This window comes from Spirosoma aerophilum, from assembly GCF_054782495.1.
This window is the reverse complement of sequence record NZ_BAAGSJ010000036.1, coordinates 310,131-335,868: the sequence shown is the minus strand read 5'-3', so window position 1 is coordinate 335,868 and position 25,738 is coordinate 310,131. Positions and strand designations below refer to the sequence as shown.

27 protein-coding genes and 1 riboswitch are annotated in these 25,738 nt (G+C 51.0%); of the genes, 16 read left to right on the top strand and 11 right to left on the bottom strand.

The genetic code is table 11. The features are described from left to right. Positions 1–19 precede the first annotated feature (19 nt). Entirely contained in the window at positions 20–400 is a 381-nt protein-coding gene (locus tag ACYVK4_RS29295) for a MerC domain-containing protein (RefSeq protein WP_461131137.1), read from the top strand. On the opposite strand, the gene ACYVK4_RS29290 is transcribed toward ACYVK4_RS29295, so the two are convergent. From ACYVK4_RS29290 to ACYVK4_RS29280, 3 genes are all read right to left on the bottom strand, one after another. Next, positions 397–1,503 carry a cytochrome-c peroxidase gene (locus tag ACYVK4_RS29290; protein ID WP_461131136.1) on the bottom strand — a complete coding sequence of 369 codons (1,107 nt, stop codon included), beginning with the start codon at positions 1,501–1,503 and terminating at the stop codon, positions 397–399. The two genes, ACYVK4_RS29295 and ACYVK4_RS29290, sit on opposite strands and share 4 nt — an antisense overlap. Continuing rightward, positions 1,500–2,303 carry an MbnP family protein gene (locus ACYVK4_RS29285; RefSeq protein ID WP_461131135.1) on the bottom strand — a complete coding sequence of 268 codons (804 nt, stop codon included), beginning with the start codon at positions 2,301–2,303 and terminating at the stop codon, positions 1,500–1,502. Before ACYVK4_RS29285 ends, ACYVK4_RS29290 begins: the two co-directional genes overlap by 4 nt. Before the next feature lie 172 nt (positions 2,304–2,475). Next, positions 2,476–3,321: a sugar phosphate isomerase/epimerase family protein gene (locus ACYVK4_RS29280; protein ID WP_461131134.1), complete on the bottom strand. Its 846-nt coding sequence runs from the start codon at positions 3,319–3,321 to the stop codon at positions 2,476–2,478. Between the two features lie 279 nt (positions 3,322–3,600). On the opposite strand from ACYVK4_RS29280, the gene ACYVK4_RS29275 reads away from it, so the two are divergent. The 5 genes from ACYVK4_RS29275 to ACYVK4_RS29255 all read left to right on the top strand — a co-directional run bounded on the left by ACYVK4_RS29275 (position 3,601) and on the right by ACYVK4_RS29255 (position 6,014). Then, positions 3,601–3,777 (top strand): DUF1059 domain-containing protein, encoded by a 177-nt coding sequence (locus tag ACYVK4_RS29275; RefSeq protein WP_461131133.1) that lies wholly within the window; start codon positions 3,601–3,603, stop codon positions 3,775–3,777. A 112-nt stretch (positions 3,778–3,889) separates the two neighbouring features. Next, entirely contained in the window at positions 3,890–4,732 is an 843-nt protein-coding gene (locus ACYVK4_RS29270; protein ID WP_461131132.1) for a helix-turn-helix domain-containing protein, read from the top strand. A gap of 82 nt (positions 4,733–4,814) precedes the next feature. Then, on the top strand, positions 4,815–5,432 hold the full coding sequence (locus ACYVK4_RS29265) for a hypothetical protein (protein ID WP_461131131.1): 618 nt from the start codon (positions 4,815–4,817) through the stop codon (positions 5,430–5,432). Between the two features lie 3 nt (positions 5,433–5,435). Continuing rightward, positions 5,436–5,774, top strand: a complete 339-nt coding sequence (locus ACYVK4_RS29260) for a hypothetical protein (protein ID WP_461131130.1) — start codon at positions 5,436–5,438, stop codon at positions 5,772–5,774. Further along, positions 5,775–6,014 (top strand): hypothetical protein, encoded by a 240-nt coding sequence (locus ACYVK4_RS29255; protein ID WP_461131129.1) that lies wholly within the window; start codon positions 5,775–5,777, stop codon positions 6,012–6,014. It abuts the gene before it with no gap. A gap of 25 nt (positions 6,015–6,039) precedes the next feature. Here ACYVK4_RS29255 and ACYVK4_RS29250 read toward each other — a convergent pair whose 3' ends face one another. Next, a complete protein-coding gene (locus ACYVK4_RS29250; RefSeq protein WP_461131128.1) occupies positions 6,040–7,338 on the bottom strand; it encodes an alpha/beta hydrolase family protein in 1,299 nt (432 codons plus the stop codon). A gap of 111 nt (positions 7,339–7,449) precedes the next feature. After that, positions 7,450–7,551: riboswitch (TPP riboswitch) on the top strand. 47 nt (positions 7,552–7,598) lie between these two features. Here ACYVK4_RS29250 and thiM point away from each other — a divergent pair. The 4 genes from thiM (at position 7,599) to tenA (ending at position 10,711) form a co-directional block, all read left to right on the top strand. After that, positions 7,599–8,405 carry a hydroxyethylthiazole kinase gene (thiM, locus tag ACYVK4_RS29245; protein WP_461131127.1) on the top strand — a complete coding sequence of 269 codons (807 nt, stop codon included), beginning with the start codon at positions 7,599–7,601 and terminating at the stop codon, positions 8,403–8,405. Then, positions 8,402–8,938, top strand: a complete 537-nt coding sequence (thiE, locus tag ACYVK4_RS29240; protein WP_461131126.1) for a thiamine phosphate synthase — start codon at positions 8,402–8,404, stop codon at positions 8,936–8,938. Before thiM ends, thiE begins: the two co-directional genes overlap by 4 nt. Positions 8,939–9,247: 309 nt before the next feature. Further along, positions 9,248–10,054, top strand: a complete 807-nt coding sequence (gene thiD / locus ACYVK4_RS29235; RefSeq protein WP_461131125.1) for a bifunctional hydroxymethylpyrimidine kinase/phosphomethylpyrimidine kinase — start codon at positions 9,248–9,250, stop codon at positions 10,052–10,054. 6 nt (positions 10,055–10,060) lie between these two features. Next, entirely contained in the window at positions 10,061–10,711 is a 651-nt protein-coding gene (tenA, locus tag ACYVK4_RS29230) for a thiaminase II (RefSeq protein ID WP_461131124.1), read from the top strand. An 85-nt stretch (positions 10,712–10,796) separates the two neighbouring features. Here the strand turns inward: tenA and ACYVK4_RS29225 are convergent, their stop codons facing one another. Next, positions 10,797–15,119 carry a T9SS type A sorting domain-containing protein gene (locus tag ACYVK4_RS29225; protein ID WP_461131123.1) on the bottom strand — a complete coding sequence of 1,441 codons (4,323 nt, stop codon included), beginning with the start codon at positions 15,117–15,119 and terminating at the stop codon, positions 10,797–10,799. 316 nt (positions 15,120–15,435) lie between these two features. On the opposite strand from ACYVK4_RS29225, the gene ACYVK4_RS29220 reads away from it, so the two are divergent. Both ACYVK4_RS29220 and ACYVK4_RS29215 read left to right on the top strand, forming a co-directional pair. Continuing rightward, entirely contained in the window at positions 15,436–16,011 is a 576-nt protein-coding gene (locus tag ACYVK4_RS29220) for a cupin domain-containing protein (protein ID WP_461131122.1), read from the top strand. Position 16,012: 1 nt separating this feature from the next. After that, positions 16,013–16,858, top strand: coding sequence for an AraC family transcriptional regulator (locus tag ACYVK4_RS29215; protein WP_461131121.1), 846 nt, complete (start codon positions 16,013–16,015; stop codon positions 16,856–16,858). Between the two features lie 7 nt (positions 16,859–16,865). On the opposite strand, the gene ACYVK4_RS29210 is transcribed toward ACYVK4_RS29215, so the two are convergent. The 3 genes from ACYVK4_RS29210 to ACYVK4_RS29200 form a co-directional block, all read right to left on the bottom strand. Continuing rightward, the gene (locus tag ACYVK4_RS29210) at positions 16,866–17,639 is read right to left on the bottom strand and encodes a LytR/AlgR family response regulator transcription factor (RefSeq protein ID WP_461131120.1); all 774 of its coding nucleotides are present in this window, start codon (positions 17,637–17,639) and stop codon (positions 16,866–16,868) included. A gap of 129 nt (positions 17,640–17,768) precedes the next feature. Further along, the gene (locus tag ACYVK4_RS29205; protein ID WP_461131119.1) at positions 17,769–18,392 is read right to left on the bottom strand and encodes a sensor histidine kinase; all 624 of its coding nucleotides are present in this window, start codon (positions 18,390–18,392) and stop codon (positions 17,769–17,771) included. Positions 18,393–18,458: 66 nt separating this feature from the next. Further along, positions 18,459–19,820: a 7TM-DISM domain-containing protein gene (locus ACYVK4_RS29200; RefSeq protein WP_461131118.1), complete on the bottom strand. Its 1,362-nt coding sequence runs from the start codon at positions 19,818–19,820 to the stop codon at positions 18,459–18,461. Between the two features lie 331 nt (positions 19,821–20,151). On the opposite strand from ACYVK4_RS29200, the gene ACYVK4_RS29195 reads away from it, so the two are divergent. Further along, entirely contained in the window at positions 20,152–20,628 is a 477-nt protein-coding gene (locus ACYVK4_RS29195) for a nuclear transport factor 2 family protein (RefSeq protein ID WP_461131117.1), read from the top strand. A 466-nt stretch (positions 20,629–21,094) separates the two neighbouring features. On the opposite strand, the gene ACYVK4_RS29190 is transcribed toward ACYVK4_RS29195, so the two are convergent. Further along, entirely contained in the window at positions 21,095–22,321 is a 1,227-nt protein-coding gene (locus tag ACYVK4_RS29190) for an ABC transporter permease (protein WP_461131116.1), read from the bottom strand. A 227-nt stretch (positions 22,322–22,548) separates the two neighbouring features. On the opposite strand from ACYVK4_RS29190, the gene ACYVK4_RS29185 reads away from it, so the two are divergent. Genes ACYVK4_RS29185 through ACYVK4_RS29175 form a run of 3 tightly spaced genes read left to right on the top strand, consistent with a single transcriptional unit; the run spans position 22,549 to position 24,641 of the window. Then, positions 22,549–22,968, top strand: a complete 420-nt coding sequence (locus ACYVK4_RS29185; protein ID WP_461131115.1) for a hypothetical protein — start codon at positions 22,549–22,551, stop codon at positions 22,966–22,968. 57 nt (positions 22,969–23,025) lie between these two features. Continuing rightward, positions 23,026–23,505 carry a hypothetical protein gene (locus tag ACYVK4_RS29180; RefSeq protein WP_461131114.1) on the top strand — a complete coding sequence of 160 codons (480 nt, stop codon included), beginning with the start codon at positions 23,026–23,028 and terminating at the stop codon, positions 23,503–23,505. A 2-nt stretch (positions 23,506–23,507) separates the two neighbouring features. Next, positions 23,508–24,641: a hypothetical protein gene (locus ACYVK4_RS29175; protein WP_461131113.1), complete on the top strand. Its 1,134-nt coding sequence runs from the start codon at positions 23,508–23,510 to the stop codon at positions 24,639–24,641. Positions 24,642–24,712: 71 nt separating this feature from the next. On the opposite strand, the gene ACYVK4_RS29170 is transcribed toward ACYVK4_RS29175, so the two are convergent. After that, positions 24,713–25,258, bottom strand: a complete 546-nt coding sequence (locus ACYVK4_RS29170) for a cupin domain-containing protein (RefSeq protein ID WP_461131112.1) — start codon at positions 25,256–25,258, stop codon at positions 24,713–24,715. A 132-nt stretch (positions 25,259–25,390) separates the two neighbouring features. Beyond that, a complete protein-coding gene (locus tag ACYVK4_RS29165) occupies positions 25,391–25,714 on the bottom strand; it encodes a hypothetical protein (RefSeq protein ID WP_461131111.1) in 324 nt (107 codons plus the stop codon). Positions 25,715–25,738: the final 24 nt, after the last annotated feature.

Genomic DNA, 25,738 nt, shown 5'->3' with positions numbered 1-25,738 from the left:
CGTATTTTTGTGCGTGCTCATGAAAACAGATAGTTTCTCCCGCAAAGCTGACTACATCGGTATAACCGGCTCCGTGCTGTGCATTATTCACTGCCTGGTTACCCCCGTGTTATTGCTGACGAGTTCGGTTTTTCAGAATTCAACGCTCCGTGTCGGTTATCTGAGCCTTGATTATGTGTTCATTTGCGTGAATATCGTAGCCGTTTATTTCGCAACGCGTCATTACGCTCCTGTGGCTATCAAGCGAAGTCTTTGGGGATTTCTGACTCTGTTCAGTATTGCACTCCTTCTGGAAGACGCCGACCCCATTTTTGAATACATTGCCTACACAGCCTCAGCGGGACTGGTTATTACCCACCTCCTCAACATCCGGCAACACCGGGTCAGTCACACGCATTAGTTGGCGCTAAATGCCCGGTTGTTAATAAACGTATTGTCCGTTAACGTTTTCAGAAAGGCGATCACCTGTTTCTTTTCGGTGTCGGTCAAGGCAATACCGAGTTGCCCGCTGGCTTTCAGAGCCGGGTCGAGGGTGGGGTTATCTTTTATGCCGCTGGTGTAATGATTAAGTACCTGTTCCAGTGTAGCGAACCGACCGTCGTGCATGTAAGGAAACGTCTTCTCAACGTTCCGAAGGCTTGGTACTCTGAATTTATACCGGTCGGCTTCGTTCAGTGTGATGGTATACCGACCCTGATCATTGATCGCTCCCGCGGCAAGGCCATTGTTGCGGTAACTCCGGTCGGTGAACAAATCAGTCGCATGACAGGTCGTGCACTTCTGCTGAAATAACTTCATACCGACCAGTTCATCGGACGTTAACTCGCCCCCAGCCTCTTTCCGGACATACTTATCATAGCGCGAATCGGCGGATACCATTGTCAGGAGAAATTGTGAGATAGCTTTCAGGAAACGGGCCGTCGTAACCGTATCGGAGCCGAAGGCAGCTTTGAAGAGAGCCGGATACCGGGGATTTTTCTGTACCCGGTTCAGCGCTTCCGAAAATTTAAGGTCCATTTCCACCGGATTCTGAATGGGCGAAATGGGTAGCTCGTCGAGATTCGTTACGCCACCATCCCAGAAGAACTCCCGCCCCCAGGCCAGATTATCCAGACCCGGTACATTACGTGTGCCGAACTTACCTCCAATGCCGTGACTCAAAGGGTGGTCGGAGTGACCAAAACCGGCAAACTGCTGGTGGCAAAACCCGCAGCTAATGGTGGTATCGCGCGACAGGAGCGGATCATAAAACAACGTCTTACCCAGGGCTACGCCCTCCACCGTCAGTGGATTCTTACTCAAATCGTAAATAACGTCCGGGAAATTGGCCGGCTTCCGGAGGGTCACCGGCGTTGTCTGGTATTGAATACCCCCACCCGGTGCAGGCGGCTCAGGCGTTGGATCGACGCTTTTGCTGGTTTGGCACGAAACAGCCAGCGCAAACAGAAAAATGCTGACGACTAATCCGGCACGCGTTGTCGATATCGTCTTCAGCGATCTCATTGGTTGGCCAGAATACGGTCGTACTTAAACATCTGTGCGTAATTATCAGCAATGTTCGTTGAGTAGGTATCAAACATAACTGATGAATGCTGAGCGATACTCAGTTTCGTTGATCCGTTAAAGATCGACAACACATCGACGTTGAGTTGGACCGTGGGTACAGAGGCCGCTTGCACCTTCGCCATATCCGTTTTAAACGGAATAGTGACGGTCCGCAAATTATTGATGGTTTTCTTACCATTATAGCCTCCTCCAAACCCGCCAATGTGAAAGAAGAAGGTATTATTCTGAGCGGCAGGTGCTACCGCCGACTGGCCTTCGAGTTTCAAGAATATATAGCCCGAGTTCCACTCCCAGTACATGCCATCGTTCAATCCCGGATCGAGTGCGCCAGTCCGTTTGCTGATATCGGCCAGACTCCGTAAGCTATCGACGCCAACGACGAAAGTGATGCCCGTATAATTTCCCGTGGGGATGTTTGACAGGTTGACTGTCTGAGACGCTGCTTTTTCTTCCTGAATAAGAAAATAACTGCTGTCCTGCGGCACGACGAACTCGCTCCCATCCTCCCTCCGAAGCCGGATGTTGCTTACAAAGTAGTTGAACTTGGTTACCGAGAACGACTCACCAACCGCATTCTGATAGCTGCCGGTGCCCAGTTTAAGGTCTGACGTACCTACGACATTATCGAAGGCAATTCGCATCCGTCCCGTCGGGGTAACGTCGGGTTCATGACAGGAACCGACGACCAAACCCACAATTATGGTGACCAGTAGACCAGCAGTAATCGTCCATTTCATAGCGTATGCGTAGCCATCAGTACATTCAACAACAGACAGGGCCGCTGGTATCTAACGAAATCACGCCCAAAATCATACAGAAATCAGGATTAAATATACACGCTGTGAAGCAATAAACGCCAGAGATCGGCTAAAGCAGACGACCTCTGGCGTTTATTATTACTGCTGTCGTTTATAAACTCTTCAGGTATTTCAAGCTTTGGGGCACCTGTTGTTCAGCGGCTTTGCTTTCATCTTCAATATAGAGATGCGCGATAGATGATTTATTTACGGCCTTCAGAACAGCAGGCCAGTCAATTTGGCCGGTACCCAACACCACCGACTGCTCGTTAGCCATGCTTCCCTTATCGCTTTTAGCCACGCCTTTCTCCACGTCCTTGAGGTGAATAAGCCGGAACCGCTTGGGGTATTTCATCAGCAACGCAGCCGGATCCTGACCGGGCAGATAGGTCCAGGTAACGTCCATTTCGTAGCCGACATGGTCGGGATTGGTTTTAGCAACCAGGTAATCGAATAAGGTTCCGTTCTCGTAGGGCTGAAACTCGAAGCCGTGGTTGTGGTAGCAGAACATAATCCCCTGATCGTGCGCCTGCTTCCCGAATCGGTTGAACACGTCTGCCGCCTGCTGCATCATCTCCAGCGTAGCTGCGCTCTTGTGGGGGATTGACCCAATCCGTACGAACTTAACACCCAGCGCTTTGGCATTTTGCAGAATCGAATCCGGTTTATTGGCAATGGCATCGTAGCTCACGCCATAGCTGCTACACGTCAGTCCGCGCTGATCGAGCAGGGCCCGCAGTTCGGGAGCGGTTTTTCCGAACAGACTTGAGAACTCAATATCGGTGATGCCCCAGGCTTTTACTTTATCCAGCGTACCGGGAACGTCTTTCGAAAAACTCTCGCGCAGGGTGTATGACACCATACCCGGTGTTTTCTTCACGAGTTTACCAAACGACTGAGCCTGGCTGGTCAGGCTGCCTGCCAGCAATAGAATTAAGAATGGAATTGTGCGTTTCATGTAGCAAAAACAAAGCGTGTAAAATCAGCGGAATAGCCTATGTCACTCCTCTATTCAGCCTGTTAGCTAGAATGGCTAACGCATCTATAAGGAATACAGGTTAACGTTTCTACTTTAAAATGTTAACCTGTATTCCGGGTTAACAAATCATATGCCGTCGTATCAAAACTGCAGAATAAGTCTTTGACCACTCACTCAATAGTTAAAAGTCTGCACGAGCAAACCACATAACTTATTGATTGGTAGCCAACTCATAATCTACTAAAACCTACTTGATTCATGAAGACATTACACTGTAGAGACGCCGGTTTTGATTGCGAGGCCATTGTACGGGCCGAAACTGACGAAGAAGTTCTGACCCAGGCCGCCGAACACGCGCAACATGTGCATGGCGTCACCGTCACCCCGGAGCTTGCCGCTGGCATAAAAAGCCTGATCCACGACGAAGCGGCATAAAACCAGGCGTAATCAATTTCGTTACGAATCAAATGTTGATTAAGCTTGCACTAACTGGCATTTGGCAGATCGTTTACACTAACAGATGCCAGTTTATTTCCCAAAAGCACGTATGGTTTTTTTTCGAGAGTACGTTCCCCATCCAGCGTTGACATCATTTGTTCGGCATTATTATATTATTCACGTCCAGCTTGATCCGAGAATCTCACGCGAGCAGTTACCCGTAAAACCCTACCCACCCAGTACGGAGCAGTGCCTATATTTCTACCCCTTCGATTTACCCAGCAGCACTAAAACGGGCAATAAAACACCTGAGGGTGCAACACCAGGTATCGTAGTAGGGCAGCCACTTACCCGAATGAATATCACCATTAATCCAAATTACCTGATGCTGAAAGTCAGTTTTCAGCCGGGGAGTCTGTTTCGATTGCTGGGTGTTCCCATGAACCTGTTAGTCGATGGCCACGCGGATTTGGAAGCTGTCACCGGCAAAGCGGTGCGGGAAGTGCATGAACGATTACCGGAAGCCGCCGACTACGCGGCCATGATCCAGCTTGTTGAAGCGTTTCTGTTACGAAAAGCGGCTCAGTGTCGCCAAACGATGTTACCCATTGATATTGTTGCCCGACAGATGCTCCAGCCAGCGGGGTATCACCAGCTTGATCAGCTGGCGCATGATGCCTGTTTGAGTACACGTCAATTTGAGCGTAAGTTTCGGGAGCGGCTGGGCGTCAGTCCCAAGCTATTCACTCGCATTGCCCGCTTCCGGGAGGCCTATAAACTCCGCGAAATCAACCCGGCCCGCTCTTGGCTCGATATTGCCTACGACTGTCATTATTATGACCCAAATCATTTGATAAAAGACTTTCAGCAGTTTGCGGGCACCAACCCCAGTCAGTTGTTTGAGGAAGAGCTGGCTCACCGGGATTTCTTCAGGCGATACTCACCGCACTGAGACGCTCATTTATGAGGTTGTCGTTTTTTTACTATGCTCTCCGTTCGTGCTTTGTTCAATTTTGCTCATCAATCGCACAAGTATGGACCATTCAAGCACACACCTCCGCCGGGCAGCAGTCGCTTATTTATTGGCTGGCATAGGCCTTTTGGCCTTTGGGTTCCAGTTTTGGTTTTTGGGAGCCGTCGAAGCAGAAACAAAAGGTCGTTTGCTGGCACCATTCATTTTCCTATCCGATGACGCCTTCGTTCCAACCGAACAGGGAGGCTGGATCGGGCTTATTTCCAAAGTGGGCATGTTTGTGGGTGCATTATCGCTCTGGAAAGCAGGGGAACCCACCGGCTTCGGCAAAAAACAATCCTTATTATTCATCCCTGTGGCCGGAGCCGCTGCTTATATATTGGGGCAATGGTTGCCTTTACCTTTTGCCCCAATGGGCGCTTTCCTGAGCGGCATTGGCATGGTGGTGGTTGGCCTTGCCAGTTTGAACGCCAACATCTGGACGGGCTGGAAACGCTATGTACCACTTGTTGTGGGTGGTTTCCCTTTTGTTTTCATGTTTCCGATACTCATTATTACGGGTGCAAGACCGGCTCAGTTAATTGGTCTCTGGGGATTTCCCTGGTTGTTACTCGCTTGGACGGCCTGGCAACGGGCGCAAGAAGTAAGTGTCGAAATACCCGCAACGAAGCCTCTCTAACGCATGGAAAATCCCATTCAGCTTGTTTCGGCTTCACCTGTTAATCAATCAACAGCGAAAGGCAAATTCATAACCATCGCCCAAACGGTTTTACTAATTTTGCTGATTATCGTCACGGGGTTACATGCAGGAATTCATTTTTCAAGCATGATGAACCCATCCATTTTTGGTATCATCAACCCAGCGGGCGACCTCATGCCATCAGTACGATGGGCCGAATCGTGGCAGATTACCGATGGGTTTATGGGCGCACGCATGCAATTTTTTAGTCCCTTTATACTGATCGTTTACGTCCTAACACTACTAGTATTCATTGGGCAGTGGCGAAAACCTATTTTGTAATTGTTTGCTTCAGCACTCTTTCTGTTCTTTTTTGATTTGTTTTTCACCATCCAGAACCAAGTACCAATTAATCAGTATATCCAGACACTGAATTTCGACCACCTAACCGCCAAGCAGATCAGGAAAATCAATACGATTCACCCAACCGTAATCGCCAATTTTCAGAAACGGGAGTTGTTTTCCATTGTCAGTTTTGTGCTCGTTGCCCTAACGCCTTTTTTGCGCCATAACAGCCAGTAAAAGAACTCACTAAAATTATACAGTTCTACGGCTTGGCATGGCGCATTTCCATACCAACCGACATCCGGGGTTTGAAGCCCGTCCACGGTCCGGCGGCATCGGTTTCGGGGATGTTCAGGTATTTGGCGTAATCCATTTTCTTGAGGTGAATGCCCAGAAAAGCCGTGACGAAGTGCTGGTTGATGTTATTGAGTCGGCGCTCGTTCCAGGCGGGTTCGGCGTAATGCATGTACTCATCGGGTGATACGCCGGGGATCAGCGAAGCCGGTGGCGGATTGGGGGCCACATTGTGCCGGGCGTTCAGGTAGGTGAGCATATACCGGTCGGCGTTGACGGCCCCCTCATAAATGGCTTTTATACCTTTTTCGTAACCCGATATATCATCTTTGCTACCAGCTACGAACAGCGTTGGCAGAGTCAGCCCCGCCAGCCCTTTGGCATCCCACATACCCCGTTCCATACCCCAGGGCGCAAAGGCAACAACGGCTTTAATACGAGGATCGAGTGACGCTTTGTAGGCTGGCGAATCCATCGTACGGACTTCGAGGGCCGTACTGCCCTGCGCCAGTTGCCCGAATGCCTTCATGGCCTGAGGGCTGAACCCCGCCCCAGTAGCATTCAGAGCTCCATAGCCACCCATCGAATACCCAATCAGGGCCGTATTGTCGGCGTTGAGCAAACCAGACAGGAACGATTGACTGCCTTTGGCACTCAGCCGGGCCATTTCGTTCAGCACGAACAAATCATCGATAGCCCGATTCACCAACGTGCTGGGAAATCCGGCCGCATCGCGATACGTGGATTCCATGTGGTCGATAGCAACAACCACATATCCTTTAGACGCCAGGTTTTCGGTCAGGTAGGTCATCAGGAGCCGAGACCCAAGGTACCCATGCGACACAATCACCAGCGGATAGGCTCCACTGGTGACGTCGGGTTCGGCATCACGGCTGGCGCGGCCGGTAAATGTAAACGGAACCAGCGGGCGGTTGGGGTTGTTGGCGACGCCAAAAACGGATTCATACGTTACCGTAGCTGGCTTGTCGGCGGGAATACGAGCCGGATACCAAACTTCCAGAGTAAGGGAGCGGTCATACAACGGATGCTTACCATCTTTCTGGTGCAGCACATCGACCTGATCTTTGTGAACGACGGTGAGGGATCGCACGCCAACAGCATAAGCTCCCCGAGCCGACAGCTCGGGGGCGTTGGGAAGCATATCACCAATGACGAACGTATTGTCAGGGGCTTGGGCGATGGTTTGCCGGGCTACTCCCAGCGTAAACAAGAGGAGAATCAGGTAACGAACAGAGGTCGATTTCACGAATTTCGAGAAGTAGGAATGTTGGCTGTAAAGCTATCGTAAACTTTCTAAAGTCAGCCGATGGGCGTGTATTTTTTACAATTTCGTAATTCATTATCCCCTACCTTTGCCCCACAACTTTAGGGGTGTCAGTGCCAAACCGGACTGACTGAGAGGATACCCTCATTACCTGATGCAGCTGGTACTGCCGTAGGGAAAAGTTACCGAGAAGCCCACCGCTCTCCTAAAGTTGCTGTTTTCTGAACTCATTTGCAGCAACTATGCCCCAATCTGCTCCATCCATCTGGACCGACGTCGAACGCATTCGCGCTCAGGCACCGCTTGTCCATAACATTACCAACTTCGTGGTGATGAACAACACCGCTAACGCTCTGCTGGCGTTAGGAGCCTCGCCCGCTATGGTTCATGCCCCCGAAGAAGTGGAAGATTTTGTCTCCATTTCCAATGCGCTTGTCGTCAATATCGGTACGCTCGATGCTACGTTTGTAGCCGGTATGCGGCTGGCTATGCTAAAGGCGAAGGCATTGGGCAAACCTATTGTTTTCGATCCGGTTGGCATTGGCGCTACGGCCTACCGAAATCAGGTAAGTGCGGAGTTACTGGCCCTGGCGGCCCCCGATGTGATTCGTGGAAATGCCTCCGAAATTATGGCACTGGCGGGTCTGAATGCCCAAACAAAAGGCGTCGACAGTCTGTACGGCTCCGAAGCCGCCATCGACGCGGCCCGGCGGTTGAGTGCCTTAACCGGTGGTGTAGTAGTGATCAGTGGCGAAACCGATTACATCATTCAGGGCGATAAAACGGCAGCCATCGGTAACGGCCATGCGCTCATGACCAAAGTAACCGGCATGGGCTGCACCGCCACGGCCCTGACGGGTGCCTTTGCCGCCGTCAATTCCGATTATTTCCAGGCTGCCACATACGCCATGGCCGTTATGGGTATTGCGGGCGAACTGGCCGTGGAGAAAAAAGCGGCTCCCGGCAGCCTGCAACTCAATTTCCTCGACGCCCTCTACGAACTGACTGAAACGGCCATCACCGAAAGACTCCAACTGACACACGCGTGAACGGGCTCTATTTAGTGACCGATAGCGGCATCGCGCAGCAGGCGGGCCATACGTTGCCTTTCGTGGTCGAAGAGGCTTGCCGGGCGGGTGTTCGCTGGGTGCAGCTTCGCGAGAAAGACTTACCCACCCGCGCCTTTGTGGAACTGGGCATGGCCCTGAAACGTGTTACGCAAGCCTACAGTGCCAAGCTCATTATCAACGACCGGGTCGACATTGCCCTGGCCGTTGATGCCGATGGCATTCACGTCGGGCAGGACGATATGCCGCATGAACTCGTTCGGTCACTCATTGGACCGGACAAAATCATTGGCCTGTCAATTAATAATATGGCGGAACTGGAAGCGGCTCGGGGTGCCAATCTGGACTACCTCGGCATCGCCACCATTTTTCCGACGGGCACGAAACAGGATACGTCAAGCCTGCTTGGGTTAGATGGACTTCGGGCTATTTGCCAGCTAACCAGCCTGCCCACCTTTGCCATTGGCGGCATCAATGCGACTAATATTCAATCCATTCTTCAGGCTGGTGCGTAGGGGGCCGCTGTGGTATCAGCCATTTGCGGGCAACTGTCACCGTATGAAGCTAGTCTTGAGTTGATAAAGCTGCTGGATGATGCACAGGGGGTTCAGGGCCATTGAAGTGGTGTCGGGTTTTGAACCGGACACGCGCCAGGTTTCTCAAAACCTAATCAAATGCATCTATACGGTTTTGAGAAACCGCATCAGTCAGGTTGAAGAACCTGACACCACAGAAAGTTTCTTTAAGAACTACAGATAATTACGACCAAAAGTACGCTTTCACACTCCGATACGTCGGAGCGTCACTCTTTTGCTTATAAACCCATGAAAACATACGCACGAGCCCTCACCATTGCCGGGTCGGATAGTGGCGGGGGCGCCGGTATCCAGGCCGACCTGAAAACGTTTGCCGCCCTGGGCTGCTACGGCATGTCGGTGATTACGGCCCTGACCGCCCAAAATACCAAAGCCGTAACGGGCATTATGCCGGTGCCTCCGGCGTTCATTGCCGAACAGATGAAAGCGGTGTTGAGCGACATTGGTACCGATGCGGTGAAGATCGGCATGCTCCACTCCGCCGAAGTCATTGAACAGGTGGCGAAAACGCTGGTCGAGTTTGACGTTAAAACGATTGTGCTAGATCCCGTTATGGTGGCTAAAAGTGGCGACAAACTGTTGCAGGATGAAGCCGTCGACGCACTCAAAACATACTTATTGCCCCTTGCGTCCGTCATCACACCCAACCTGCCCGAAGCCAGCGTACTGCTGGGCCGACCGGTCGAGACGATGGTCGACATGCAGCAGGCCGCCGTTGATCTGGCAACGCTTTGTCCGGGGGCTATTCTGGTGAAAGGAGGCCACCTGACAACGGACGAAAGTACCGATTTACTATATCTATCGGCCACCGAACAGCATGCCTTTCCAACCACACGAATCCAGACGGGTAACTCCCACGGAACGGGTTGTACGCTCTCGTCGGCCATTGCGGCCGGGCTGGCAAAAGGGTTGTCGGTAGTGGATGCGGTAGCTGCTGCCAAAGATTATTTAACCCAGGCCCTTCGGATGGGAGCTGTGTATAAACTCGGACATGGGCATGGCCCCGTTCACCATTTTTTCAACGTTTGGCAATAAGCTACTATGACATTCACCGATCAACTCTGGCAGGACATCAGCCCAATCTACAACTCCATACTCGAACATGGATTTGTCAATGAATTAATGGCGGGTAGCCTTCCATCACCAACGTTCCAATACTACATCCAGCAGGATGCTCTCTATCTGACGGACTTCAGCCGGGCCTTGAATCAACTGGCCGCGCGAGCCACTTCGCCCGACGATATGCTGGCCTTCACGCAGTTTGCCCAGAACGCTATTCTCGTTGAGCGGGCGTTGCACGAAACCTACTTTTCGCTTTACGACATCCAGCCCGAAACGGCGAAAATGCCTGCCTGTTTTGCCTATACCAACTATCTGCTGGCGACAACCTCGCTTCAGTCGATAGCTGTTGGTGTAGCAGCCGTTTTGCCCTGCTTCTGGATTTACCGGCAGGTAGGCAAACACATTTACGAACGGGCCATCCAGGAAAATCCATACCGAAGCTGGATCGACACCTACGCAGGCGACGCCTTCGACCAGTCGGTGAATCAGATGCTGGCTCTCACAGACGCTTACGCCGAGACCGCTGGTCCGCTGGAGTTAGCCCAAATGCGCGAAGCATTCCGGATGTCGAGTCGGCTGGAATGGTATTTCTGGAATGACGCCTATGAGCAACATCGCTGGTTGGTTTGACGGACGGTAGCCTGACGATCTTGACTCAAGCAATCAAACGACACATAACGACTCTCCCCTAGATGCCGTTAGCAAGTCTCTGTTCTTACGGATGGCGAATAACGTGGTACATGAGCGGCTTGCTTGTCTCGTTTACTTGCACTCGCAGAAACAGACTGCTGTTCGACAGATCGCTTATTGACAACTCGGTAATGGCCTGACGCGCGACAACCTGCTTCAGCAACCGCCCATTCAGGTCGATTAGACTAAGGGTTACGGGCTTAGGTATGTTTTTAAGGTTTACCCAGATTCGATCTGCGGCCGGGTTCGGATAAAACGTTACTTCAGGTAGCTCACCCGTTTCGGTGGCCGTCACTAATTCGACCCGAGCCGTAGAAGGATCTACCACCCGCCCCAGTCCGCAGCCATTCGATACGTTAATAAGTTGATAAGTCGTTGGCTGCACGGGCCGAAAATCCACAATAGCGGGATTTCTTGTGGCATAGAAAATACTCGAATTCTGATTTGAACTGACGGTATAATACCAGGGGCCATCGCCCGTAAAACGTACCTTGAGTTGCACAGCCGTGTTAGGACGCAGGTAATACGTAGTCGAATCAAACGCAGCGGTTGCACCGGTTGCTACCCGGTAGGCAAAAGGGCTGGCACCGCTGGCCGTGTTTGCATCACTGGCCACGACGCGTAAACGATACCCGAAACCGACGGGTGTGCTGGCAGGGATAATGACTACAAGCGGACTTGCGACGCCTGTGGTTGGCAGGGATTGAAAATTCCCCCCTGTCGAGTCGGATAGCTGCACGCTGAATTTGTTCGACGCCGAAAACGCCCCCGTTGTATTATAGGTCACCGAAAAGGACGTGCCGGTACAGAGCTGGCCGGCCCACATGTTGGTCACGCTGACCATTTTGTCCTGTACCGGATTGACCACAACGACCGCACTTCCCGTTCCCTGCCCAACACCGCATCCATTGTCCAGGGTTGTCAGCGTATAGGTAGTTGTTTCGGTGGGTGCTACCAGAATTGACGCTCTGGGCCCATCCACTATAACCGTTTCCTGGTAGCCATCAGACAGAACGTAGCGCACCACGTCCGTTCCCCCTGCCGGAGCGGTACGCCGTAGGGTCAAGTACGTTGACTGACCGGCATTGATGGTCGTGCTACCCATCAGCGTGTACTTTGGCGGAACACTAACCGTAAACGGCATACTGCTCGCCTGTGACCCATCCGAGGCTGTTACCCGAACCAGATAAGTCCCCGGAGGCAGATCGGCGGGCATTTTCAAGGATACACGGGTCACCCCAATCAGGTTGGTTCCAAGGCCAGTTTCAGTCATCGATTCTGTGTTGATCAGGGAGAAATCAAGGTTGGTATTCGGGGGAAAATCGCCGGTTGTCAACACTTGAAACGGAACAGAACTACCCACGCATACACCTCCTCCGTTAGCATCGAGTGCCAGACGGAGCTGCGGCTTTACCCAAACGGTGGCTTCGCCCGACGCCGTTCCGTAGCCGCACACATTGGCCACGGTTTGCAGCGTATATTTTCGCCCGGACTGAGGCTGGATTTCACGGATACCCGGTGATCCATAAAAAGACGACCAGGCTTTGTCGCTGAAAAATACCTGCCAGGGTGATGAGCCCGTGAGGTTGACTTTCAACGAAGCGGTATTACCGGATGACAGGGTGGCCGAAACGGGTTCAACGGGCAGCAATGTGGCGGTAGGCGGCTGGAACACCTGTACGGGTAATGAAGCCGTGCGGGAACCGGTAGACTTGGCAATAATGCGTAGGTAATAATCCCCCGGCGTCAATGAAGCGGGTACTGAAACAACCATCGTCGGGGTTGTCGTGGTAGCAATGTCGGTAAACACGGAATCTTTCCGGGAAGCCAGCTGGAGCGTAAACACGGTACCCGCAGGAGCGGCAGGGTTGGTTATAAATGGCAAACTCCAGGTGCTTCCTGCGCAGAAACTGAAATAGTAAGGGTTGCTGCTCGGCCGCACAGCGACTTCAATCCGGTAGGGCATCGGCACAAACGTTACACCACGCGTGTTTACCTCTCCCTGTCCACAGGCATTGGCAATCGCCTTCAGTCGGTACGTAGTCGGGCCAACGGGTTTAACCACAACACGTGTTCCGGATGAATTCACAAAATCCGTCTTCCCGTCCGTGTAAACCGTACGGAACGGCCCGGTTCCCCGCAGGTAGTTCACATCCAGCGTTACCGAGCTACCCGCCGGTATGGTATTGGGCTCAGACCCGTACAAATGGTAATAATTGATACCTTCAGGGGTATTGAGGTCTGCCGTTGGCTTCTGGTTTACGGCTACCCGGATTTCATTACTGACCACGACCGGGCTCGTTGCATTGATTCGAATTTTACTATCCTCGCCCAGCTTTATTCGGATTGGACTACGCGTGCCACGTCCTACAACCGGGCCGTCGATCCAGCCCCAACCCTCGCCCAGCGAGGGCGATGCCGCCTGAATCCGGAACTCATTACCCGCATCGAATGTGCCCTTTGTCCGAAAGTAAACCAGAATGCTATCGCTGTTACACCGGTTTTGCTGCACCGAATCAATCTCAATAGCAACCGGATACGCGCTGTTTACCGTTACCTTCGCTTCCGTGGGTGGATTATCAACCCGACCGCACGCGTTTTGGGCGTAGTTGATCCGGAACGTAGTTGTCTGGCTGGCATATAGTGCGGTGGAGACATCGTCGCAATAAAAGCAGCTTGCAGACATTACCGTCCCGTTCGAAAAATTAATCTCGGTGGGGCCTCCTCCCAGATTCCGAATCGTTACGGCGGCCAGGCCTGGTTTATCGAGAGTGATTTGACGGGTATAGGTGGCAAAGATGGGGTTGGGTTTCCGGACAACGATCAACACCTGGTTCAACTCGATTCCTCCTTCCGTATCCGGGGCTGTTGTACGAACCCGTACCGAATACTGACGTATTCCGTTAAAGTTGGATGTATCGGTAGGTAACACCGGTACGGTCAGCGCGAGCATATTCCCATTTTGCCAGGTTGCCGGTGCCGAAGCCAGCGTTTTCTCCCCGTAGCGAAAGTCGACAAAAAACCGGGTGGCAGCCTGCGGAGCGAAGTTCATGCTTACAGGTAACTTTAATAACGCCCCTTCGCAGACCGGGCCGCGGGTAAAGCCACTTCCCGGCAATGAGTCGATCGCTACACCCGGGCGTACAGTTACAATCGTACTGGATGTTTTAACAGGCGACAGACCACAGGTAGTCTGAAAGCCGGTAATTCGGTACGTTGTGGTCTGGCGGGGCTTTACCTGAATACTACCAAAACCACTTCCTTCGCTGTAATCATCGACTGGAATCTGTAAACTGTCGTTTAGTACGACCTGATACGGCCCTCGTCCGGTTACCTGCACCGCCAGTGTCTGTTGCTGCCCATAATTGATGACTGGGCTGGCGGTCACCAGCTCAGCCGTAGCGGGCGGATTGATACTAACCCCACCCGTCGACGGATCACTGACCGTTACCGGATTGGTTGTCACTACCTGTACGTAAAAAGAGTATCCTCCCTCGAATGAAGCGGGGATGAAAGCCCGAACCGTTCCGTTTGACTCTTCTCCGTCAAAATCATAATACTTACCCCCCGGCTGATCGTAAGCAAAGGGATTGTAGGTAATAAGCCGAACCTTGAATTTGTTATCGGCCGCAAATGCTCCGCCAGACTTACTGTAAGCGACATAGACATAATTTCCGGAGCAAATCCGGGAAGGCGTGACGGACATAGTTTTTGTTGCAATCGGATTGACGGTCAGCGTTGATGAACCCTGACCTTTTCCAACGCCACAGACATTCCGCACCGAAGCAATGGCGTAGGTAGTCGTTTTTTCGGGATAAATGAAGCTTTGGTTCTCAAACTGATTGTTACAGCAACCCGCCAATTCATGTTGGGTGCCATCCGTTAGCGTAACACTCACCGGGCTACTCCCCTTGACCAGATACCGTAATGCCACGGCCTGATTTGGGTTAACGATCGAAAACGACAGCGGGGCAAGGGTTACGACGGCCGTCTCCTGAACGGCCGGCAAACTTGTCCAGGCACTTTCAGCATACGGGTTACTGCTGATAACCCGTACCTGATACCGGCCCGAATCATAGTAATACGGCAAATCAGTGGGTATCTGTAGGCGTGCCGGGCTGGCTGATACCCCCGGTGAGGTATACAGCAACTGACCGTTGTAGGCGCTCTGAATCTGCACCTTAAATAGGTTATCCGTGCCGAATCGCCCAGAGACAGTAAATGGGATAATAGCCGGTGTTTGGATGCAGACAGGCCCCGGCAAGTAGTTAACAGTAATCTTCTGGGCCTTTGCAATAGTAACAACAAGCGTAATAAAAATAGTAAAGTATACTCGTAGAGAATTCATTAAGGAGAAAGAATAAACTAATATGCGCTAACAAATTACGCCATTTATCCCCACCAAAAAGCGGACTTTAACCAGTGAATAGGGTAATTTATTAACAGTTCATTAGTCAAATAGAGCCTACTAAGGCTAGAGAAATTGGCCGAGCTGTCAGTTTCCATCGCTATTTTTTGACGACGCCGTACGATACATTCAGATAATCAACCACTTGACATATATTTATCTACCAGTTCGTTGTACCGAAAAATGCCCGATTTTTACCACCGTCATCCCCGACTCAATGACAACATTTGCATAACACCGCTAATCATAGCCCATTATGCAACGCCGAAAATTTATAACCGCAGCCGCCGTCGCGTCGGCCTTACCGATCACAGCCACAAAGACCCTGGCCAGCACTCCGGCCAGCCCGATAAGCCATCCCGTTTCTGGTAAGGGCTTTATAGTAAAAGCCGGGGAAAGCCGGTTTGGTGAACGAACACCCTTTCGGGGTGTCAATCCCAACGACCTCAAGGTATCTTCAAAAGATACCGGCGGGGCACTGGCCATCTTTGAATACGTGGGCAAACAGAAAACCGGCCCATCCTATCATGTTCATTTTGACCAGGATGAGATTTTTTACGTACTTGAGGGTGAATACCTGTTTCAGATAGGCGACGAGAAAATGACGGCACGGTCCGGCGATACCATTTTTGGTCCCCGCAACGTGCCCCACACCTGGATTCAATTGTCAGACACCGGCAAACTGGTTTATCAGGTGCAACCTGCCGGTAAGATGGAGGAATTCTTCTCGAAAATGAGCCAATTCAAAGGGCAGCCGACAGAAGAAGAAATTCAGAAGATTCATCTGGAACATGGCATGAAAGTACTCGGTCCACCTTTATCGCTCAAGTGATATGCTGCTTCACTACTTTCTGCCCAGCCCCGCCCTGCGCGAATACGTGAGGCTTTTTCAACTCATTCACCTCGATTTCTCTACGGCGTCTGTTGTTCCGGTCAAACCCTACTGGCCACGACCGGAACACTGCCTGGCGTTTTACCCCCGCGACCCCGAAACGGTAATCTACGCCGACAGTGGCCGTCGGGAACAGAAGTCACGCTCGGCGCTGATTGGTCAGCCCACGGTGGTTACGAACCGGCACATCGGGAGGCATTGCCTTATTTTTCAGGTCGTCTTTCAGCCGGGAGCCCTATTCCGGCTGACGGGTCTGCCCCTGCATGAGTTCACGAACACCTTTATCGACGCCGAAACTGTCTTCTCGCCCGAAATCCGACTTGTCAACGAACGGCTGAGCAGTACGGACCGGTACGACGACATGACGGCCATCGTCGAAACGTTTTTGCACTACCTCATTCGAAAAACCAAAAAAGATAGCCTACCCATTGATAAGGTAAGCCAGTTGATGCTAAACGCATCCGGGTTCATGCATCCAGCCAGCCGATCGGTAGACTGGCTGGCCAAAGAAGCCTGTTTGAGTACCAAGCAATTTTACCGGAAAGCCATTGAGCGCATAGGGGTTAGTCCAAAACTCTATGACCGAATTATCCGTTTCGATAACGCCATGAAGATCAGCAATGCCCAACCTACTAAAGACTGGCTGAGCATTGCTCTGGAGTTAGGCTACCACGATTATCAACACATGGTACGTGATTTCAGGGAGTTCACCAATCTAACGCCCAACCAGTTTGCCCAGCACGAAAGCCAGGCCCCCGAACGGGCTTTTGGCTTGGTGGAAACGTAGCAGTTACCTACACCCAGCCAAACCGTTCCAGTAACTTGTCCTTATGCTGTCGCGATACGGGGATTGTGGCTCCATTCGTCAAAATCAGGTACGTACCCTCCCCTTTCACAAGGCGTTTGATGCAGTCTAAATTCACCACGTATTGCCGGTGTACGCGCAGGAAATTTCGGGTTTCCAGCATCTCCTGAACATCGCCGAGGGTTTTGGAGACAAGGTATTTCTCCCCAGTTTCCAGCACAAAATGCGTGTAGTTACTGTCCGATTCAGCGTACAGAATTTGGCTGGTTTCCACAAACGTCAATCCGTTGGCATGGGGCAGCGCTATTTTTGTCGGTAATGTTGGGGCAGAGCCACTGCCCGGTGTGGCCGGATACCAGGCCCGTAACAAGTCCAGTTGCGCCGTACCCAACACACCCAAAGCCGAAAGACTAGCCTGCTCAGCCCGACGGACAGTATTCACCAGATCAACGGTATCGACGGGCTTGAGCAGGTAATCGAGCGCAGCAAACCGAAAGGCCCGAACAGCATACTGGTTGTAAGCGGTTACGAAAACCACCTGAAACGACACCTCACCCAGTTGTTCAAGCAATTGAAAGCCGTTCATCATGGGCATCTCAATATCCAGAAAAACCAGCGAAGGCCGCAACGTCCGCAAGGCAAGCAACGCCGACGGACTGTCGGTAAACTGCCCAACAATAGCCACCTGCGGGCAGTGCCGGGCCAGTTGCAGCGCCAGCAACTGCACATTGTCGGGTTCGTCGTCGATGATAAGTGCCGTCATAATGAGCGAAATCGGACCGCCGAAGCGGAGCGAAAGAGTGAAAGAGTGAAAGAGCGAAAGAGTGAAGAGAGGTTGTGCTGTAGCCGCCCTTTCACTCTTTCACTCCGCTTCGGCGGTCCGATTTCACCTTTAAATTGGTATATCCAGCACGACTTTCGTACCGAGGGGTTCGCCGTTGGGGGCGGCTAAATCGAAAATACTGGCTTGGGTATGAGTATTGTAACGTTCATTGATCAGGCGAATACGATCGGCCGTTACCTGCATACCAAACGACTTGCCGGTACCCGCCGACTTACTTTTCAGAATTCCGGCGCGGACGCGGCCAATGCCATCGTCCGTTACTTCAATGTGTAGGTACTCATCGGTGGGCTGGGTTACCTCAACCACTACGGTGCCCCCTTCCAGTTTATGCATGAGCCCGTGCCAAATGGCATTTTCGACGTAGGGTTGGAGGAGCAGGGGCGGAATACTGACCGACTGCTGGTCAATACCGGGGTCAATCCGAATCGTTACGACTACTTTGTTTTTGAAGCGCATGGCTTCCAGATCGCAGTAGAGCCGGAGAGCCGCCAGTTCATGGTGTAGTAAAATCCGGTCGGCGCGGGAGTTTTCCAGTACGAGCCGAATCAGTTGCGAGAACTTGGTGAGGTAGTCCGACGCTTTATCGGTATCATTCTGAAGGGTATATAATTTGATGGAATTCAGGCAGTTGAAAATAAAGTGTGGATTCATCTGCGCCCGCAGGGCCGTCATTTCGGTATCGGCCAGTTTATGATCAAATTCGGTTTGCAGTTGCTGAATTCGTTTCTCTTCAAGGAGTTAATTCTTGGTTCCAATTTCCTGCGTTCGTTTGGCGAGCTGCTCTTCAAGTTGCTGCGTGTATCGGCTCTTTATCTGGTTCTTCTCTACTTCGACTAACCGATTTCGATAGGCCAGGGCGAGCAGGAAAAAGAAATTCTCGAACAACATCCCCAGGCTGAAAAAGAACGGAAGAAAGTTGGCAAACACCAGAATAGATGGGTTACCCGTCATAAACCGAACATCCAGAAATACAACAAAATAGGAGATGACCCACAGGCAGCTAATACCAACCAGCAGGTAGCCTCGAAATGGACTTTTACTGCGCAACAACGTAACAAAGACCACGATACCCGTCAGTAAAAAGGGTAACTCCTGCGCCACATACACCCAGCTCGTTCGAAAGACAAGCCCGTTGACATACTCATAAATAGCCAGAATTTCCTGGCTGGCAAACACAACCAGCATTACCTTCAGAAACACCCAGGTTTTAGGAAAATGCGCAGGTATGCCGATAAACCGGGCAACAAACAGGATGTAAAAGAACGAGATAATAAAGGTAAAGCTTTGGTTTGTCGACCGCATCTGAAGCGGCAAGCCGAGCCCTAATGCAAAATTCATGTTCCACAGCGCTAAAAAGGAAGCGGCAAAACAGAAAATGGCATAGTATAGAAAAACCAGATCCCGATTGAAATAATACTGCGTAATCGCAAACAGACTCATAATAAACAAGCCGGCAACGATCATCGCCATGGACAGAAATAACCAGCGGACTACATGCGCCCGGTCGGCGAAGGCCAGTTTCAGGCTCAGCGACGTGTGCAGCGCAGGCACGATGGGGCTAACAACACGCACCAGATCGGTGATCTTCACAAAAAAAGTGGTCGTCTGCATCGGACCAACGTGTAAACGAATAGGGCGCCACTGGTCAAGATTATAGGGTGTAAAATAGATACCCATTTGCTGTACAGGCATCCCCTGCTCCGTATATAAGTCAACCTGCCCGTGTCCGCCGACATCAAGCAGGGTTTCTGCTGATTGATTCGGACTGGTATTCTGAATCCGAAAGGCCAGCCAGGTAACAATGGTCGTCACCTTCGATTGCGAGGGCTTTGCGTAGGTCTGCTGCCTTTGGACAAACGGCCGAAACCGTTGCTGATGAATGACCTGGAATGGTTCAGGCAATCCCGACAGGTCATCGTAAAACCAGGCATAACTGGCAATATCCAGCGGTTTTAACCAGTCGGGTGTGCCCTTGAGCTGAATAGCCCGAAGTTCTACCAGCGACACAGGCGGAACGACCTTGACGAGCTTTTCTGATTCAGGCGGCTGCGCTTTGGCCATCAGGGAACACCCCAGTAAAAGCAACAGCCAGTAGTTCATAGGTATAGGATCAGGTTTCCAGGAAAGCAAGCTACCAATATGAAGAGCATCCTCACTAAGCGAGTTGAGCGAACAGCCGCTTTTTCTGCGTAAGCGCCCTTTATTTTGAGGGAGAACATCGTAACTACCGTTTCCTGGGTCATCCGCCTTTTCAGCCTACTCACTCAATAGTAAGCGAGCCTCCCTCAATGGATGTTGCCCAGCTTCTTAAGGACGCCTATGTTTGAAGCCATACGTATCTACCATCGGCAGAATAACGACTTAGGTCGCTACCAATCCGGCTGTTAGTTGCGACTAAGCTAATGATTTATCAATCTAATCGTACAAACGAATGAAAATCAATCTCGTTGTTGTCCTGTTTCTATCAGTTATTTCGCTCACTACCACCGTTCGCGCTCAATCATCGGATGAGATCGCTATCCGTAAAACGCTGGATGGGATACGACTCGTTTTCGAAAAACACGATCTGAACGCGTTTAGCGGGTTCTTCAAAAAATCGCCGGATTTATACTACCAGATCATCACCATCGACCATCAGGTGATTCAGGCGTATGGGTATGACAATATGAAAAAGATGATCGGCGGCTATTTCCAGAGTGTTCCGGTAGCCGCCACACCGAGTCCCTATAAAACCACCGACTCCCGGATTCGCATCAGCGGAGACACCGCCCTGGTAACCGAGGGTAACGATGTAAACGGCGACTTAAGCCTGCATTTGGTAGCACTGGAAAAAATAGCCGGTATCTGGAAGATCACGGCCTTTTCGGGGCAATCCTATAAACCGGGCAGTTTAATCGACGTGAAATAGGGGTGCATCGGTATAAACATAGCTTACAAGTGCAACAATATACAATTGCGTTTACACTGCGTTGTCTACTGGCTTTCAGCCGGTTCAGTCGAAATGACGTTTTTTGCCACTGGAGCCCGCTGGCACCCTGTAATTTGCGCTCGATACATTGATCGCGACAACTTGAACCTATCCACACCCTGACTTCACAATAGAAAAGGCTTCTGGTCATTCCCTCATCATCGGGCTGAACCTGTCTGCTGGTTATTTCAGACCTCGGGCTGGTAGCTAGGGTTTGTCAAAACGTTTACCCGCGTCTTCTTTTAAGGCCCACCTGTCTCAACTAACGATTTAATCAGTTGAAATACATCTAAAATCGTTAGCCTGTGATGGTGAATTATTTACTGATTTTCCCAAAGATTCAGGAAATTATACTTCCCCTTAATCCGCATCAACGGCTCAGCATCATAAAATCGGCGTTTTACCCTTATTCCCGTCGAATGGCTTCTACGGGGTCAAGTCGGGCGGCTCGCATGGCCGGGTAGGTGCCGAAAATAACACCGATCAGCATCGCAACGATCATGATGATAATGAACGTATTCCAGGTGTACGCCATCTGAAACGGGATGTCTGTGAGCGCTTTCACAATGGGCACGAACGCCAGTGTGCTCAACAGCCCAAGCCCCAATCCAAGTAAACTACCGAAGGTAGAGATGGTGATGGATTCGGAGAGGAACTGCCACAGTATATCCTGCCGTTTTGCGCCAAGGGCTTTCCGAACGCCAATTTCAACCGTCCGCTCCGATACTGAAATGAGGAGTACGTTCATCACACCGATCCCGCCCACCAGTACCGAAATACCCACAATCATCCCCATAATCAGGCGAAACAGGAGAAATCCTTTGGCTACCTGACTCACACGCTGCTCATTGGTAATAATGGAAAAATCAGCCAGTTTAGTTTTCATATGGGTGGTCAGCCAGCGCTCGATCTGCTGTTTCAGTTCGGGCACGTCTTCTACGCTCGCAGCTTCGATAACACACATGGGCGGTACGGCTTTCAGGGCACTATCCGGGAACAGAGTAACAGGCATCATCAACTGCCCAACTTTGGCGTCTTTATCGGCCGAAATCCCGATTACGGTCAGCGCAATACCTTTGTACACGATTTGCTGGTGAATAGCCGTTTTTTCTGGCTTCCTGCCCACTAGCTGTTTCGCCAGCTGTTGGTTGATAACGGCAACCGTATGCTTGTTTTTCAGGTCCGTTTCGCTAAACGCCTTGCCATACAATATGGCTATGTCCGGGTGCATCGGAAGGCTCATGCCAGTCACGATTGTACCGATATCTCGCTTGGTTACCCTTGCTGTAATTTCAGCGGGCTGCCGACTATAAAGGTACCCCGTTGCGGGTTTTGTCAGGGACGAACGCAGCTTTCCGAACGAATTGTAGGTCAGAAAGTCATAGGTCTGTTTCTTCACCCCCACCCCATTCACCGATTTAACAAGATTGGGCTGGATCAAAATCGCTTTCAACGAGGTCGTTTTCGTGATTTGCTCCTGGGCATATTGCTCCATTCCATCAATTAACGACAGCATAGCCACCAGGGCTGCCACCCCAATGACAATACCCAGGATCGACAAAATGGTATGGAAAAAGCGAGTCCGAATATTTTCGAAAGCCGTTGCAAACGAAACCAAGATTTTCTTTCCCATAACTGGTATAGCCTTACTCGTTAACGGTATTGAAGACAGTCCAAGGTAAGACACTTTACCCGGTGAATGGAGCGCTTATGTGATGAGCGGACGTGTATGGTCTACCCTCACCCGTTTCACGATGACCGGATCTGTTTCCCCGGCTTATTCAGTTTACGACTAACTCATCATAGTCATCGGCCTCTCCGGAGAAGCCTTCGCTATCTACACGTCAACTTTTTAAACCAATGAAAATCATCATGAAAACTTACCTGCGTATTGCCTATTCACTCATACTAATTGTAGTCGTTGGCCTGGCCAGCAGTTTTGCTCAGCCTAAACCCGGCCTTAATCGGGACGAAGTGGCTCTGGTAAAAGAATCGTTAAAAGGAATCCCGGCAAGTCAGTACCATATAAAGCTGATCGAAGCAGATGGGAAAGGAGGAGCTATTGAAAAAACGTACGGAAAAATGGATTGGAAAACGATTGAAGCCGGTAAAGCTGCTTCAGGTATATTGCTGACTCCATATATTAATTTAAACAAAATCCGTCTCAATAGGCTCCAGATCATCGGTCCCGGCTGTTTCGACATTATCTGGTCGAAAAACTTACAGGAAGCCCTCGAACGAATAAAAGGGCTTGATCGCCTGATTGTCAAACGTCAGTAGATTCATCAGCTTAACCCACGCTCCGTCCGGACGGAGCGTGGGCTACATCGTACGACCATGAAAAAACGTTTGTACAAAAGCCTGTTGTACCTGACCATTGGCCACCTAAGTGTCGTCCTGCTGGTAAACGTCGCGTCTGTTTTTTCGGTCGACCTTCAGCAGCAATGGCTGATCAATCACTATTGCCGGTGGTTTAACGTAGCGGCCTACGATTTTTTTTCACCCGACATATCCAATTCGGTCGATGCCGACTTTACGCTGACATTTGCCGATAGCTCGCGGACGCGGACCAAACTTCACTACGGCTTCGAAACCCAGAACAAAGTCTTTCCGATCTATACGCATTTCGCCAATGATTCGGCTTCCCGTGAGTGGATTTCTCGGTCGCTGGCTACGCGTATGTTCGAACGATACCCCCAGGCGATGGGCGTACGCGTGAACCTGTATATGTATTTCCTGCCAACCCAGGCCGAGTATCGCCAGGGCAAGTCGTTAGAGTCAACCCTTTTCGCTTCCTACCCTTTCTACCTGCACTGATTATGCTACCCGCCCGTTTTCAATCCATCTGGACTACTTTCTGGAACCAGCCTCAGACGGCCGCGCCACTGGCCTTTTTTCGTATGGGTGTTGGCTTGCTTACCCTTGTCCATACCGCCGTGCTCTACCATGAATCCGAGTTTCTGGACGTATACGGGCAATACGGACTCATCAGAGGAGAACTTAACGAAGCGTTACTGATGCCAGATTTTCCCCGTTTATCCTGGATAACCAATTCGCTTCGTTTTGTGGGCGTCGATGAAGTGACGGCACTAAAAGCCATCTTACTTTTCTACAGTGGGGCACTACTGAGTCTGGTGCTGGGTTTTCAGACCCGAGTGAGTGGCTTTCTGGCCTGGGGAATCAATCTGATGATGATCAACAGCTCCCTTCTTTTTTCCTATGGCTATGATACGTTTACCAACAACGCGCTGCTGTATTGCTGGTTGCTCCCCGTAGGCCACTCTTTTTCCATCCATACCGGTTGGCGACACTCCAGCACGACCGTATCTGAAGAGGCTACCATGGCCTGTCGAATTCTTCAATTACATCTGTGCATTGTTTATATTTTCTCGGGTATACACAAAATGCTGGGGGAGCAATGGTGGAACGGCGAGGCCATCTGGCGGGCTGTCATGCAACCGCCCTTCGACAATCATAATGCCGCCTGGCTAGCCAACTGGCCTGTTGTATCGCTGCTCTTAGGATGGGGAACACTGGCGCTTGAAGCAGGCTATCCGCTGTGGGTATACCCTTCGAAATGGCGATCTTATGGTCTGGCCGCCATCATCGGCATGCATCTGGGCATTGGCTTTTTTATGGGCCTATGGTTCTTTGCTTTTATCATGATTATCTGGAATCTAACGACCTTTGGCATGCGCTCAGCCCCAAAGCAATCATCCATTCATGAATCGTCTGCACACCTGCGTTATCATGGATCGACCCTGGAAACGGCACTACCTGACACACTTACTCTTGAACATATTCAAAAATTAGTCAAAGGGGAAGGGCCCTGGCTGCTGATGTCGAATGAGTTTAATCTTCCGAGTGCCCGCCAGCAGAAAGACCGTTTGCTGGAACACTATAACTGGTTTCAGCAAACGGTTTCGTTTCTGACTCTCGGGAAATTCTACTAACAGAGCCGCTTGAGGTCCGGTCAGACCTCAAGCGGCTCATTCATCAGTATTTGTCACCTTGTTGTAAATGTTTACCCTTTCGGACCATATTTGGCCATGTGTTCGGGCATTTGTTCGTAAAAAACCTCATGATTGTAGCGGGCATCCAACGCTTTGAACCGGACCAGACTTTCGGAAGCAAACGGGTTGGCCCCTTCGGCGTGGAGAGCCGCCCCAAGCTCCGAAAGCTCTTCCAAATAATGCGCAAAATCCTGTGTTCCGGGATACATATCCAGAAACCGAGCGGGCTCGCCGTGGGCGTTCCAGAACGTATGGACTACGCCCCGCGGCCGGAAATGATAACCGCCCGTCGGAATTTCGCGTGGCTGATCGCCCTCCAGAACGGTTATGGTTCCGTCGAGGACGAGCATAATTTCATCCAGTTCATAATGGACGTGGGGAGGTGGCCCAAACTGGAAAGGAGCCATATGCGTCTCTACACATGAAAATTGACCGCCGGTTTGGGCGTGTTGCAGTTTTACGCCAACGGGCATCCCTAATACGTTGAGCATGGGAGCGTTATGCGCATTCTGGCCGGGTGCCGTAAAAGCCGGACCGAGCTGTGTAGTGGTTGTCATGGGGGCTATTGGTTTGGTTTAAGATGATTAACGATTATCAAAAAGACAGTTTCACCACGTGTGTTGTCAATGTATGCCAGCTTTCAGAAAAAGGTGCGTACAGGAGTGAACTATGGCAGAACAGGAGAAAGGTCAGTGAGTAAAGGTAGATGCGATACGGCCGCGCTGATATTGTACCCACGTCACCATCAGCATCGAAAGAACCATGAGGGGCATGAGAACGTACGAAGCCTTACCCAGAATTCGATGTAATTCGATGTTCTTTGCCCGAATCAGCAGGGGCTGTGCAATGAGCAACACCACCCAAAGCAACATAAGTAACCCGTGCAGATGGTGAGCCGTGACAAAGCCGTAGAAAGCAGGAAACCGGATAAGGTATGTTTTCCAAAAACCAGCCATGCTGATCAGCAGCAGCGCTATAAACTGGAAGCTGATGTGTCGGTAGGCTTTTTCCATGATGATGGGTCAGTCAGAGCGATC

Excerpts from the sequence above, each read along its gene's own strand:
- ACYVK4_RS29260 (WP_461131130.1), top strand. The coding sequence starts at position 5,436 with ATGGAAAATCCCATTCAGCTTGTTTCGGCTTCACCTGTTAATCAATCA.
- ACYVK4_RS29180 (WP_461131114.1), top strand. The coding sequence starts at position 23,026 with ATGAAAAAACGTTTGTACAAAAGCCTGTTGTACCTGACCATTGGCCAC.
- ACYVK4_RS29220 (WP_461131122.1), top strand. The coding sequence starts at position 15,436 with ATGCAACGCCGAAAATTTATAACCGCAGCCGCCGTCGCGTCGGCCTTA.
- ACYVK4_RS29210 (WP_461131120.1), bottom strand. The coding sequence starts at position 17,639 with ATGACGGCACTTATCATCGACGACGAACCCGACAATGTGCAGTTGCTG.
- thiD (WP_461131125.1), top strand. The coding sequence starts at position 9,248 with ATGAAAACATACGCACGAGCCCTCACCATTGCCGGGTCGGATAGTGGC.
- ACYVK4_RS29270 (WP_461131132.1), top strand. The coding sequence starts at position 3,890 with ATGGTTTTTTTTCGAGAGTACGTTCCCCATCCAGCGTTGACATCATTT.
- ACYVK4_RS29195 (WP_461131117.1), top strand. The coding sequence starts at position 20,152 with ATGAAAATCAATCTCGTTGTTGTCCTGTTTCTATCAGTTATTTCGCTC.
- ACYVK4_RS29200 (WP_461131118.1), bottom strand. The coding sequence starts at position 19,820 with ATGAACTACTGGCTGTTGCTTTTACTGGGGTGTTCCCTGATGGCCAAA.
- tenA (WP_461131124.1), top strand. The coding sequence starts at position 10,061 with ATGACATTCACCGATCAACTCTGGCAGGACATCAGCCCAATCTACAAC.
- thiM (WP_461131127.1), top strand. The coding sequence starts at position 7,599 with ATGCCCCAATCTGCTCCATCCATCTGGACCGACGTCGAACGCATTCGC.
- ACYVK4_RS29275 (WP_461131133.1), top strand. The coding sequence starts at position 3,601 with ATGAAGACATTACACTGTAGAGACGCCGGTTTTGATTGCGAGGCCATT.
- ACYVK4_RS29165 (WP_461131111.1), bottom strand. The coding sequence starts at position 25,714 with ATGGAAAAAGCCTACCGACACATCAGCTTCCAGTTTATAGCGCTGCTG.
- ACYVK4_RS29280 (WP_461131134.1), bottom strand. The coding sequence starts at position 3,321 with ATGAAACGCACAATTCCATTCTTAATTCTATTGCTGGCAGGCAGCCTG.
- ACYVK4_RS29285 (WP_461131135.1), bottom strand. The coding sequence starts at position 2,303 with ATGAAATGGACGATTACTGCTGGTCTACTGGTCACCATAATTGTGGGT.
- ACYVK4_RS29290 (WP_461131136.1), bottom strand. The coding sequence starts at position 1,503 with ATGAGATCGCTGAAGACGATATCGACAACGCGTGCCGGATTAGTCGTC.
- ACYVK4_RS29185 (WP_461131115.1), top strand. The coding sequence starts at position 22,549 with ATGAAAATCATCATGAAAACTTACCTGCGTATTGCCTATTCACTCATA.
- ACYVK4_RS29295 (WP_461131137.1), top strand. The coding sequence starts at position 20 with ATGAAAACAGATAGTTTCTCCCGCAAAGCTGACTACATCGGTATAACC.
- ACYVK4_RS29190 (WP_461131116.1), bottom strand. The coding sequence starts at position 22,321 with ATGGGAAAGAAAATCTTGGTTTCGTTTGCAACGGCTTTCGAAAATATT.
- ACYVK4_RS29225 (WP_461131123.1), bottom strand. The coding sequence starts at position 15,119 with ATGAATTCTCTACGAGTATACTTTACTATTTTTATTACGCTTGTTGTT.
- ACYVK4_RS29205 (WP_461131119.1), bottom strand. The coding sequence starts at position 18,392 with ATGACGGCCCTGCGGGCGCAGATGAATCCACACTTTATTTTCAACTGC.
- ACYVK4_RS29175 (WP_461131113.1), top strand. The coding sequence starts at position 23,508 with ATGCTACCCGCCCGTTTTCAATCCATCTGGACTACTTTCTGGAACCAG.
- ACYVK4_RS29170 (WP_461131112.1), bottom strand. The coding sequence starts at position 25,258 with ATGACAACCACTACACAGCTCGGTCCGGCTTTTACGGCACCCGGCCAG.
- ACYVK4_RS29265 (WP_461131131.1), top strand. The coding sequence starts at position 4,815 with ATGGACCATTCAAGCACACACCTCCGCCGGGCAGCAGTCGCTTATTTA.
- ACYVK4_RS29215 (WP_461131121.1), top strand. The coding sequence starts at position 16,013 with ATGCTGCTTCACTACTTTCTGCCCAGCCCCGCCCTGCGCGAATACGTG.